Genomic DNA, 12,268 nt, shown 5'->3' with positions numbered 1-12,268 from the left:
TCTTAGCTGTGCTTGTCATAGGCTTCAATAATTTTCCCAACAAGCGGATGACGGACAACATCAGACTGTTCTAAGTATATAAAAGAGATGCCTTTGATGGAAGCTAAAAATGTTTTAGCTGCTTCAAGACCTGATGACTTTACTCCTTTTGGCAAGTCAACTTGAGAGATATCTCCTGTAATAACCATTTTAGAACCAAATCCTAAGCGAGTTAGAAACATCTTCATCTGTGCTTGTGTTGTATTTTGAGCTTCATCTAAAATAACAAACGCATCGTCAAGCGTTCTGCCGCGCATGTAAGCAAGAGGAGCAATTTCAATAACCCCACGCTCAATTAGTCGACCTGTATGCTCTGTTCCTAATACATCGTGAAGAGCGTCATACAATGGTCGTAAATAAGGATCAACTTTTTCCTTAAGATCACCAGGCAGGAATCCTAAACTTTCTCCAGCTTCAACAGCGGGTCTCGTTAAAATAATGCGTTTTACATGTCCATTTTTCAAAGCATTAACAGCCATTACAACGGCTAAATATGTTTTCCCCGTTCCGGCTGGTCCAATGCCAAATACAAGATCATTTTGCTTCATTGCTGAAATGTAGTGTCTTTGTCCAAGCGTTTTAACTCTTATTGGTTTTCCCTTTACATTACGAGCAATCTCTTCTTCATAAAGATCGACAAAAAATTCAAGCGATCCTTTTTTACCCATTTCAATGGCATATACAACATCTCTTTCTGAGATTGTTATATTCTTTCTAATTACGGCTAACAGTTTTTTTAGTACTTCTTCTACTACTTGTACTGCTTCCGCATCGCCTGAAACGCTCACCGTTTCACCGCGCGTCACAATAGACACATTCATTTCTTGTTCAATACGTCGTAAGTTTGCATCTTGAGTACCAAACAAAGCAACAGCTTCATTTGGATTATCAACCTGTAAATTCATCGTAACTAGCTGTTCTGCCATTCTTTAGTCTCCTTGAATAATTGGTTGTGTGCCAACAATGTTTTCTATTACTTGGTAATAAACCACTAATTTTACTTTACCACTGTCCGTCGTTTGGTGCAAAACATTTTCATCCACGATCTTAGCCTCTCCATCAACCTTGCTCAGTAAATCTTCACGAGCAATTTGGAGGCCTCGTTTCACAGCTTCTTTCTTTGTATATTGACGTGTTACTTTTTCGTTTTCCCGAATTACCTGTTTTTCATACTTTAAAGGTGTTTTCCAATTAAAAAAGTAGACGGGCTTTACAATCTTCTCCTTTTTTTTCGTTTTATAATCATCATCGAAAAAGCCCCAAAACGGCAGTTTCCCTCCAAACAAGCTCACTGAATGTTTTGTTTTGCTTTCTCCTGTCAATACTTCAAACTCTGTTTTGATTGGCACTTCTACCGTTGATTTATACCATACTTCCCCAAGTATTTCCCCTTTGGCAGAGATAGCTTTGCTTTCTTTTTCATTTCCGATCACGCCTGAAACAAGAGTTTGTCCTTTTTCTACATGTTCATTCACTTCTACGATCGGTTGTCCTTTTTCAACGAACATATAGTTAATAATTGCTTTCTTTTTCGCAATAAGGTTTTGAGGTGAAGATCCTTTTGATTCTTTTGGAGCCTTTTTTTCTACAACTTGAAAATGATAAGAAGTTCCCCGTAGCTCAACTCCAATCCACGTAATATCCTCGATGCCGTCCGTGATTTTTTTTTGAAGGGTTTCAGGATCGTCAATTGCAAACTGACTTTTTCCTACTTTCACGCCAAGTTCGTCCAATTTCTTCATAATCTCATGCTCTGTTTTAGGGTTAGCCCCTTTTATCTCTATACTCCACACCATGTTTGATAAAAAAAGGATGACAAATAAGCAAAGGAGCGTACCACATACAAACCCAACGTTTTTTAACAAGCGTTTTTGCCAAAAAGGAGCACCCTCACTTTTAGTAAAGTGAATTTTGCAAGGGTGCTTGCGGATGATTGTACGAATTTTTGATAAATCTTTCAATAAAAAAGTGGCTCTTACTTCTCCTTCATTTTTAAACTGTACGTTAAGAACAGAAATATCTTGTCTTGTACAGTCATTCAAAAATCGCTCAATACCTTCACCAGTTAGTTTTAAATGAATTTTTCCTACCCAAAAATGCAGCCATTGATTTTTCATGAAGAACCTCCTATTGATCAATATAAAGAACTTGATCGATCTTCCCTTCTACAATGATCTCTTCCGGTAAAATCGCTTTTATAACAAGATCTTCACCTCTTATAATAAGTTGATTATGCTTTAAGAGGATCCGAATTTCTTTATCTGAAAACGCTAAGAGTCCTTTATGATTCTCTATGTAAATGTGGATATGGCCCACCATCGTAATACGAGCCAAATCCATCGTTACATCTTGGGGTAGTTCCATTTGTCGAGTCATCCATCTCTCCAAGTGCTGTCTCCATTTTTTAGGCATAAAAGAACCCCCTTTCATCTCATATTTATGAAAAAAGGGGGAAATTATCACCGTAAATTATGTTTTCGTTTCGCTCTTGGCTTACCTAATATTTCAGACCAAATCATTCCTTCAACAGCTTTCTTCCTCGAAAGCTCTATTTTAGGCTTTTTGCTTCTTGTTTTAGTGGAAAGAGTAGGCGCTTTCTCAACGCTTTTAAGAGCACTCTTGTAGCGTTCTTTTGCTTCACGAAGTCTTTTCTGCTGTTCTTCTCGTTCACGCTCAAAAGCGGAGTGTGTTTCTTTAACACGATGTGGCTGTGATCCCTCTCTTTTCTGTTCTTCTTTCATTTCAACAGGTTGTCGTTCTCTCTGCTCTTCGGTTTTTCCAAGCGCCTTCTGAATAATTCCCCAAATAAAGCCAAGAACTGCAATCACAATTACGATATTACTTAACAGAAAGTCAATGAGTGTGTCCACTTCTCCACCTCCATTCCATCATAACCATGACTATACTGTTTATTGATCTTCGTCATCGTCTTTTGTTAGTTTGCCAAATGAATCACGCATATCTGTGTCTGCGTCAATATTCTTAATGTTCATGTAATCCATTACACCAATATTACCTGAACGAAGCGCTTCTGCCATTGCAAGTGGAACTTCCGCTTCCGCTTCAACAACTTTAGCACGCATTTCTTCTACACGCGCACGCATTTCTTGCTCTTGAGCAACGGCCATTGCACGACGCTCTTCTGCTTTGGCTTGCGCAATGTTTTTATCTGCTTCAGCCTGATCTGTTTGCAGAACAGCCCCAATATTTTTGCCAATATCGATGTCTGCAATATCAATCGATAGAATTTCAAATGCTGTTCCTGAATCAAGACCTTTACTTAAAACAGTTTGAGAAATCATATCCGGGTTTTCAAGCACCTTTTTATGATCTATTTGTGAACCAATTGTACTAACAATTCCCTCACCAACACGGGCAATCACTGTATCTTCTCCAGCTCCCCCAACAAGGCGATCGATATTTGCACGAACCGTTATTCTTGCTTTTGCTTTTACTTCGATTCCATCCATCGCTACCCCCGCAATAAACGGTGTTTCAATAACTTTTGGATTAACGCTCATCTGTACGGCTTCAAGAACATCACGTCCAGCTAAATCAATAGCTGCACAGCGTTCAAAGCTTAAATCAATGTTAGCACGGTGTGCAGCAATTAGCGCGTTAATGACGCGGTCAACGTTACCACCTGCTAAGTAGTGACTTTCAAGCTGATTAATCGTTACTTCTAGCCCAGCTTTTTTTGCTTTAATTAACGGATTCACAACGCGTGACGGAATAACGCGGCGAAGCCTCATTCCTACAAGAGTAAAAATACTCACTCTCACACCTGCGGCTAATGCTGAGATCCACAGCATTACTGGAACAAAGGTGAAGAAAATCCCTAATAGAATAATCCCTAATCCAATTAAAATAAGTACGGTAATGTCCATCTTATTCCTCCTCTATTTCTTCTTTGATGGGTCTTACAACAATACGTGAGCCTTCTACCTTTATAATCTTTACTTTTATATCTGAACCAACGTAGCCTCCCTCTGTTACGACGTCTAGATATTCTTCGTTTAAAAGAACGGTTCCAGACGGCCTGAGAGGCGTTGTTGTAATCCCTTGCTGTCCTATTAAATCTTTGCGATCCCGGCTTGAAATATAGCCTTTTTCAGTGCTTGTGGAATCACTTAATACAAGCTTTCGGAACCCATTTAATCTACGTTTGAAGAACTTCATTAATATAAATGCCCCCCCAATCGCTACAATAGCAGCAATCGCAATTGAAATAGCCATAAGCATGTAGCTTGTTGTAGCCATAAAAAAACTTGTAAATATTGCGCCTAAACCAATAATTCCAATGATGCCTCCAGGTAGAAAAACTTCTAAAAAGAGGAGAACAAGCCCAATAATAAACAGAACAATCGTTTCAATTCCTGCAAATCCGGCAATCATATGACCAAAGAAAAACAATAGAAGAGATAAAATTCCTACAAATCCAGCCAATCCAAATGTTGGCGTAAAAAGCTCGATAATAAGGGCTAAACTCCCTATTGAAAGTAAAATAGGTACAACAAGTGGATTTGTTACAAAGCGAGCAATCTTTTCGGAAACGGACTCATCAACTGTGGTAATCGAAGCATCACTATAACCAAGCGTTTTTAGTAAACTGTCTAAATTCGCTTCTGTTCCTTTTGAATAGCCTACTTCGAGTGCGTTCTTAGCTGTTAATGTTAACAATTTATCTTCCCCTGCTCCATACTCAGGTACATTCACAGATTCATCCGCCATTGCTAACGCATATTTTGAATCAACTCCATAGCTGTTTGCAGCAGATTCCATTGCAGCGTTCCAGCGTGATTGCGCTTTTTTACCTGCTGTATTTCCATCCATTGTAATAGGTGCAGCGGCTCCCATAACAGCGGATTTTGTCATATAAATTTCATCTGTGTTTAACGCAATGTAGGCTCCTGCCGAAAGGGCCTCATTATCTACAAATGTGACGATTGGAATTTTTTCGTTAGAAAAGCGCTTTCCAATATCAATAGCACTATCAACCGCTCCTCCAGGTGTGTCCATTTTGATAACAATTAAATCAGCTTCAGCCTTTTCTGCTTCATGAAGTCCTCTATTTAAAAATTTATACATTCCTTTTCCAACTTCGTTTTCAAGCGGAATAACGTATACTTTCTTTGAAGCCCCCTGCGATTGACTTGTAAAAGAAAAGAAAGAAAGAACAGAGAAAATAATGGTGAAAAATAATAGGGCTTTTCTTTTCAAATGCTCACCTCCCTTTTTACCATTATATCTTCTAGCTATCTTTATATACGAATGAACATTGTTTAGGTTCCCACTTTTCTAAATTTATTTTTACAAATGAAAAAAGCATCTTACATAATGTAAGATGCTTTTATGAAAGATGCTCACGAACGAGCTTATTTACTAGTGATCCGTCTGCTTTGCCCTTTACTTTCGGCATTACAGCGCTCATTACTTTTCCCATATCTGATTTAGAAGAAGCTTGTACGTCGGCAATTGCTTTTTTCACAATTTCAGCCACTTCTTCTTCAGTTAACTGTTCAGGCATATACTGCTTTAAAATAGCAAGCTCGTGGTTTATTTTCTCAACCAGGTCGCCCCGACCTGCCTGTTCGAATTCATGGAGGGATTCTTTACGTTGCTTTACCTCACGAGAAAGAATGGTTAACTCATCATCTTCTGTTAAAGGTGACCCACTGTTAATGCTCTCATTTTGAAGAGCTGCTTTGGTCATGCGAATAACAGAGAGTTTTTGCTTGTCTTTATCTCTCATCGCCTGTTTCATATCATCATTTAAACGATCGAGAAGACTCATAAATACACCCTCTTTTAAAATTTACGTTTACGTGCAGCTTCAGACTTTTTCTTGCGTCTTACGCTAGGCTTTTCATAGAATTCACGCTTACGTGCTTCTTGCAAAGTACCAGTTTTTGATACTTGACGTTTAAAGCGTCGAAGAGCATCTTCAAGCGATTCGTTTTTACGAACGGTCGTTTTTGACATTCTATTTCCCTCCCTCCGAACAAACCACTACCATCGATTAATTACATGTGAAAAAACATGTCTTTTGCAATTATAATACAAATGATTTTAAAGGTCAACTGTATTCGCATATAAGTTGAATGAGAAAATAACGTCTTTTCTGTCCTAAAAAGTTGGCATAGAAAAACATCTCTTTTCACTATAATGAGAAGAGGTGAAATTTATGATTGAAGTGCTTTCTTTTTTTGCTGTTTTTTTGACAATTTTTCTTTTTGGAATGCTTCTTTTAAAGATAGGACTTCAAAATTTCGAGAACCAACCTTTAAGAAATCAGCTTTCCTTTCTTACCAAAACATCTGCACATAGTTTCCTTACAGGAATACTTATTACATTTATTACTCAAAGCAGTTCTGTTGTTATAATCATTGCCATTGTGCTTGTTTCAGCTAGATTTCTCCCCCTTCGTAAAGCACTATCTGTTACATTAGGAGCAAACATTGGAGCTTGGATTCCTAGCTTTGTCTTCTTTCCTGTTTCAAATTTGATATTACCACTTTTACTTCTCGGTACATTTCTTATTATGTTATCATCTCGAAAAAGTTTTTCAATTGGCGTTATTCTCTTTGGATTAGGATGTTTAACAGTCGCTCTAAGTGGATGCAAGTCGCTTTCACATACCCTTTTTCCCCTCACTTTTGTACAAGACTCTATGAATCTTTTGTCATCAAATGAACTTCTTGGTTCAATTATTGGAGTATTATTAGGCGGAATTATTCAGTCCCATACATTTCTATTTGAAATTGTGCTGGAGGCTATTAAAGAACAAGCCTTACCTTTTAAATCTTCTCTTTTTCTGCTTTGGGGAATTAGTATTGGCACCTCTCTCTTTCCTTTAGTAGCAAGTATTGGGAGCAATAAAGAAGGGAAATTTTTAGCTTTATTTTATATACTACTCAACACTTTAGGAACAAGTATCTTTCTTTCACTATTCTATGCATTTCATCACATACTCTCGTTGCTATTTTTCACAGAAGAAGAATTGTTACGCTTATTTTTCTTAAGTTCTCACATTTTTTTAGCAGCTTTATTTCTTCCACTCATAAAATTGATTATTTACGTTAGAGAGAGAAAAAGACCTTACCGACCAACATAAAAAAGGAGGTACGGCATAAGCCGCTCCTCCTTAATAATCAGTATCTGCTGTATAGCCGTTTACAATGGCAATGCCTGAGCTTGCACCAATACGGGTAGCCCCTGCTTCAATTACTGCTTTTGCTCCTTCTGCATTACGGACGCCCCCAGAGGCTTTCACACCAACGTCTGGTCCAACTGTTTTACGCATTAATGCTACGTCTTCTACAGTTGCTCCGCCTGTTGAGAATCCTGTTGATGTCTTAACATAGTCCGCTCCTGCTTCAACTGCAAGTTTGCATGCACGAATTTTTTCGTCCTCTGTTAATAGACAAGTTTCAATGATAACTTTTACAAGAACACCTTTTGATGCTTCAACAACTGCTTGAATATCACGCTTTACTTCTTGATCATTTCCATCTTTAAGAGCTCCAATGTTAATAACCATATCAACTTCTGTTGCTCCATTTGAGATAGCATTTTGAGCTTCAAACGCTTTCACTTCAGGCGTGTTAGCTCCAAGTGGAAAACCAATAACTGTACATACTTTTACATCTGTTCCTTCTAATAGAGAAGAAGATAAACTTACCCATGTTGGGTTAACACATACAGAAGCAAAATGATGTTCTTTCGCTTCCTCACAAAGCTTTTCAATTTCCTCTTTTTTAGCATCTGCTTTTAGCAGTGTATGATCAATCATTTTAGCGATCTCTTTTGACATAATATTTGCTCCTTTCAAAGCACCTTATAGTTGTCCGTACCTGTTGATTCTATCATTTTCTCCACAAAAAAACGAGTCGAATTCAATATTTACGAAAAGAAAACTCTGTATCCAGAATATGGACACAGAGTTTTTATTATGAGCTTAGTTTTATATGTTCAGAAGTAAGCGTATCTTCTACAACACGAAGGAATTGTCCTTCATTATAAGGATATCCTGATTTCGTAATCTTTACACGAACGAGTTTACCAATCATATCTTCTGTTGCTTGGAATTTTACTTTCAAATAATTATCAGTATAGCCAATGAAAAGACCGCTTTCTGGGTTTTCCTTATCCACTTCTTCTGGGATAACTTCCAACACTTCACCTTCATAGTTTGAAGCATATTCTTTTGCTAGCTGATCTGAAAGTTCAATAAGGCGATGAACTCGCTCATTTTTAATTTCTTCATCAATTTGATCTTCCATGCGGGCTGCTGGTGTTCCCGTACGTTTTGAATATGGGAAAACATGAAGCTCAGAGAAGTTGTAGTCTTTAATAAAATTATAGGTTTCCATAAATTCTTCTTCTGTTTCACCAGGAAAACCAACGATAACGTCAGAAGTAATAGCAACGCCAGGAAGAGCTTCACGAAGGCGATCAAGTCTCTCACCGAAGAACTCCATTGTATATTTACGACGCATTCTTTTTAAAACAGTGTTAGATCCTGACTGAAGAGGCACATGTAAATGACGCACAACAATGTTAGAGTTGTTTAAAACGTCAATTACTTCATCTGTAATCTGACTTGCTTCAATAGATGAAATACGAATTCTCTTTAATCCAGTTACTCTCGCTTCTAAATCACGAAGAAGAGCTGCAAGATTATAATCTTTCATATCTTCACCATATCCACCTGTATGAATACCTGTTAACACAATCTCTTTATAACCTGCATCAACAAGCTGCTGAGCTTGACGAATGACTTCTTCTGGATCACGAGAACGCATAAGACCACGAGCCCACGGGATGATACAGAACGTACAGAAGTTATTACATCCTTCTTGGATTTTTAATGATGCACGCGTACGGTCTGTGAAAGCCGGTACGTCTAGCTCTTCATATACGCGATTTCTCATAATATTTGTTACACCGTTAATTGGTTGGCGCTCTTTTTTATATTGTTCAATATACTCAAGCATTTTAATACGATCTTGTGTTCCAACAACAATATCGACACCAGGAATAGCCATAATTTCTGCTGGTGATGTTTGAGCATAGCATCCTGTTACACAAATGACTGCATCAGGATTTTTGCGAATGGCACGACGAATAACTTGGCGACTCTTTTTGTCTCCAGTATTCGTCACAGTACAGGTATTGATAACATATACATCTGATGTTTGCTCGTATTCAACGCGCTCATATCCGTTATTTTGGAAAAGCTGCCAAATTGCTTCTGTTTCGTAATGGTTTACTTTACAACCTAATGTATGGAATGCCACTTTTGGCATTGTAATCACCTCATTAATTCAGTCTCGTAGGAAACAGCAGAAAGTGCATAAAAAGGGGCTGTTTCTGTACGTAATATTCTTGGTCCAAAGCTGCATGGAACAAAGTTAGCTTGCCTTAACTTTTCCACTTCTTCCTCTGTTAGACCTCCCTCAGGCCCAACAACAATAATAATTGAATCGCCTTTTTGAAGACGTGACAAAATGGAGGCAAAATTAGCTTTCTCACCACGTTTTGCTTCTTCTTCATACGCGACAATTTTATGTGTATACGTCTCACTAACCTCTATAAGCTTATTTAATGAGCATGGTTCAACAACACTTGGAACAACAGTACGATGTGACTGTTCTGCTGCTTCTTTTGCAATTTTTTTGAAACGCTCTACTTTTTTAGAAGCTTTCTTACTATCCCATTTAACAATTGAACGAGCAGCAATGAAAGGGATAAACTCGGCTGCTCCAAGCTCGGTTCCCTTTTGGATAACAAGCTCAAGCTTATCCCCTTTAGGCAGCCCGTTCGCAATCGTTACGGAAACAGGAAGCTCTTTTTCTTCTTCCTGCCACTCTTCTACCTCTAAAAGAACACAATCATTTGCTATCTCTGTAATCATACTTAGCGCTGTTTTGCCTTCCTTCGTACAGCAAAGTACTTTATCACCGCTCGTCATTCTCATCACTTTTACAATATGACGAGCATCTTCTCCACAAATCTCAATTTTATTATCAACGTGTTTTTCTACGAAATATCGCTGCATATTTACACCACTTACTGTTCTTTCTTCGCAATAATCGCTACCCAGTCTTCCATAACCATAACTTCTTCAATAAGGAAGCCTGCTTTTGTTAATGCTTCTTTCACTTCTTCTTTCTTGTTCATAATAATACCTGATGTAATAAACGTACCACCGTTTTTCACAAGCTTATAAGCATCGTCAACAAAACGAACGATAATTTCAGCTAAAATATTGGCCACAATAATATCAGCTTGTCCTTCCACACCGTTCAGTAAGTCGTTTTGGCCAACTGTTACAACTTCATTCACGCTGTTTAGCTCAGTGTTTTCACGCGCTGATTTTACCGCTACTTCATCTAAATCATACGCTCGCACATGTGAAGCTTCAAGAAGGGCTGCTCCAATACTTAATACACCAGAACCTGTTCCAACATCAATTACCGTATCACCTTTTTGAACTGTTGCTTCAAGTGCTTGAAGAGACATAACTGTTGTTGGATGTGTTCCTGTTCCAAAAGCCATCCCTGGATCCAATTCAATAATAAGTTCATCTGTACTTACTGGCTCATAGTCTTCCCACGTTGGCACAATAGTAAAACGCTGTGAGATTTTTACCGGGTGATAATACTTTTTCCAAGCTGTTGCCCATTCTTCTTCATGAACTTCACTAATTGTCACTTTATTCAGGCCAAGATCAAAATTATAGGATAAAAGACCGTTAATAGACTCTTTAATGCCATCTACTGTCTCAGGAAGAAAACTATTGAGAGGTAAATAGGCTTTTACAATAACCCCGTCATCTGGATAATCTTCAGAATTGAGTTGGTAGATTTCACCAAAAGTTGTATCATACTCCTTCACTAAATCCGTAGGGTCTTCAATTACGACCCCACTTGCACCTGCTTCATGTAAAATATTCGAAATCGGTTCAATTGCTTCATTCGTTGTATGAATACAAATTTCAGACCATTTCATATCTACCAACTCCATTCCATTCTAAATTCTCTTTTATTTTTATATTATTCACCTTTGAACGCGCGTTTCACACGGTCAAAAAATGAATTTTCATGTTCATCAACTGTTTCGCCACTCTCTTCAGCAAAATCGCGGAGAAGCTCTTTTTGCTTTTCAGACAATTTTGTTGGCGTAATAACACGAATAACAACATGTTGATCTCCTTGGCCATATCCGCGCACATTAGGCACACCTTTACCGCGGAGTCGGAAATTTGTACCTGTTTGGGTTCCTGCTGGTACTTTAAGTTTTACTTTTCCATGCAGTGTTGGTACTTCTACTTCATCACCAAGTGCTGCTTGCGAAAATGTAATTGGCATTTCACAATAAATGTCGTCTCCCTCGCGCTCAAAAAATTCATGCCCACGAATTGAGAATACAACAAATAAATCTCCTGGAGGCCCACCGTTCACCCCTGGTTCACCTTGACCTGCAACACGTAGCTGCTGACCATCATCAACGCCTGCTGGAATCTTCACGCTGATTTTCTTCTGGTTTTTAACTTTCCCTGCTCCATGACATGTTGAACATTTGTCACGAATAATCTTTCCGCTTCCATTACAATGATGACAAACACGACGATTAACAATGCGACCAAATGGTGTATTTTGTTCCACATTTAACTGACCGCTTCCATTACAGTGTGAACATGTATCAACTTTCGATCCTGGTTTAGCACCGCTTCCATCACATGTGTCACACGTTTCTTCGCGCGGAATCTCAATTGTTGTATCTTTTCCAAATGCCGCTTCTTCAAAAGAAAGCGTCATTGTATATTGTAAATCTGCTCCTTGTCGAGGGGCGTTTGGATCACGACGTCTGCCTCCACCGCCACCGAAAAACGAGCTGAAAATATCCTCAAAGCCGAACCCGCCGCCGAAGTCTCCTCCGCCGCCAAATCCACCTTGGTTTGGATCTGTATGGCCGAATTGATCATAGTGGGCCCGCTTCTGATCATCACTTAATACTTCGTAAGCTTCTTTAATTTCCTTAAATTTTTCAGGTGCATCCGCATCTTTGTTAATGTCCGGATGATACTTTTTTGAGAGCTTACGATACGATTTTTTAATTTCATCTTTGGTAGCAGATTTCCCTACTCCAAGTACTTCATAATAATCTCTTTTACTCATTCGTTCTCACTCCCGATTCTTCACATAGAGGTAATTGTATCACCAAA

General features: G+C 38.4%; 14 protein-coding genes. 1 reads left to right on the top strand and 13 read right to left on the bottom strand.

The window, feature by feature from the left end:
* Positions 1 to 2: 2 nt before the first annotated feature.
* From B9N79_RS01895 to rpsU, 8 genes are all read right to left on the bottom strand, one after another.
* Positions 3 to 965, bottom strand: a complete 963-nt coding sequence (locus B9N79_RS01895) for a PhoH family protein (protein WP_019391438.1) — start codon at positions 963 to 965, stop codon at positions 3 to 5.
* 3 nt (positions 966 to 968) lie between these two features.
* Positions 969 to 2,156 (bottom strand): sporulation protein YqfD, encoded by a 1,188-nt coding sequence (yqfD, locus tag B9N79_RS01890; RefSeq protein ID WP_019391437.1) that lies wholly within the window; start codon positions 2,154 to 2,156, stop codon positions 969 to 971.
* A 10-nt stretch (positions 2,157 to 2,166) separates the two neighbouring features.
* Positions 2,167 to 2,451, bottom strand: a complete 285-nt coding sequence (gene yqfC / locus B9N79_RS01885; protein WP_019391436.1) for a sporulation protein YqfC — start codon at positions 2,449 to 2,451, stop codon at positions 2,167 to 2,169.
* Between the two features lie 47 nt (positions 2,452 to 2,498).
* Positions 2,499 to 2,909 carry a hypothetical protein gene (locus B9N79_RS01880; protein WP_019391435.1) on the bottom strand — a complete coding sequence of 137 codons (411 nt, stop codon included), beginning with the start codon at positions 2,907 to 2,909 and terminating at the stop codon, positions 2,499 to 2,501.
* A 39-nt stretch (positions 2,910 to 2,948) separates the two neighbouring features.
* Entirely contained in the window at positions 2,949 to 3,926 is a 978-nt protein-coding gene (floA, locus tag B9N79_RS01875; RefSeq protein ID WP_019391434.1) for a flotillin-like protein FloA, read from the bottom strand.
* A gap of 1 nt (position 3,927) precedes the next feature.
* A complete protein-coding gene (locus B9N79_RS01870; RefSeq protein ID WP_019391433.1) occupies positions 3,928 to 5,259 on the bottom strand; it encodes an NfeD family protein in 1,332 nt (443 codons plus the stop codon).
* 130 nt (positions 5,260 to 5,389) lie between these two features.
* On the bottom strand, positions 5,390 to 5,833 hold the full coding sequence (locus tag B9N79_RS01865; protein WP_019391432.1) for a GatB/YqeY domain-containing protein: 444 nt from the start codon (positions 5,831 to 5,833) through the stop codon (positions 5,390 to 5,392).
* Positions 5,834 to 5,847: 14 nt separating this feature from the next.
* Entirely contained in the window at positions 5,848 to 6,021 is a 174-nt protein-coding gene (rpsU, locus tag B9N79_RS01860) for a 30S ribosomal protein S21 (RefSeq protein ID WP_019391431.1), read from the bottom strand.
* A gap of 202 nt (positions 6,022 to 6,223) precedes the next feature.
* On the opposite strand from rpsU, the gene B9N79_RS01855 reads away from it, so the two are divergent.
* Entirely contained in the window at positions 6,224 to 7,153 is a 930-nt protein-coding gene (locus tag B9N79_RS01855) for a Na/Pi symporter (protein WP_040056816.1), read from the top strand.
* Between the two features lie 30 nt (positions 7,154 to 7,183).
* On the opposite strand, the gene deoC is transcribed toward B9N79_RS01855, so the two are convergent.
* From deoC to dnaJ, 5 genes are all read right to left on the bottom strand, one after another.
* Complete coding sequence (gene deoC, locus B9N79_RS01850) at positions 7,184 to 7,852, bottom strand: deoxyribose-phosphate aldolase (RefSeq protein ID WP_019391429.1); 669 nt, start codon at positions 7,850 to 7,852, stop codon at positions 7,184 to 7,186.
* 136 nt (positions 7,853 to 7,988) lie between these two features.
* Positions 7,989 to 9,347, bottom strand: coding sequence for a tRNA (N(6)-L-threonylcarbamoyladenosine(37)-C(2))-methylthiotransferase MtaB (gene mtaB / locus B9N79_RS01845; RefSeq protein ID WP_040056817.1), 1,359 nt, complete (start codon positions 9,345 to 9,347; stop codon positions 7,989 to 7,991).
* A 5-nt stretch (positions 9,348 to 9,352) separates the two neighbouring features.
* The gene (locus tag B9N79_RS01840) at positions 9,353 to 10,099 is read right to left on the bottom strand and encodes a 16S rRNA (uracil(1498)-N(3))-methyltransferase (protein WP_019391427.1); all 747 of its coding nucleotides are present in this window, start codon (positions 10,097 to 10,099) and stop codon (positions 9,353 to 9,355) included.
* A gap of 11 nt (positions 10,100 to 10,110) precedes the next feature.
* On the bottom strand, positions 10,111 to 11,052 hold the full coding sequence (gene prmA / locus B9N79_RS01835) for a 50S ribosomal protein L11 methyltransferase (protein WP_085117691.1): 942 nt from the start codon (positions 11,050 to 11,052) through the stop codon (positions 10,111 to 10,113).
* Positions 11,053 to 11,096: 44 nt separating this feature from the next.
* On the bottom strand, positions 11,097 to 12,221 hold the full coding sequence (dnaJ, locus tag B9N79_RS01830) for a molecular chaperone DnaJ (protein WP_040056819.1): 1,125 nt from the start codon (positions 12,219 to 12,221) through the stop codon (positions 11,097 to 11,099).
* Positions 12,222 to 12,268 lie beyond the last annotated feature (47 nt).

Origin of the sequence: Priestia filamentosa (genome assembly GCF_900177535.1) — a bacterium.
GTDB classification, from domain to species: domain Bacteria; phylum Bacillota; class Bacilli; order Bacillales; family Bacillaceae_H; genus Bacillus_I; species Bacillus_I filamentosa.
Note: the sequence above shows the minus strand (reverse complement) of the source record. Positions and strands in the feature narration are given on the sequence as shown.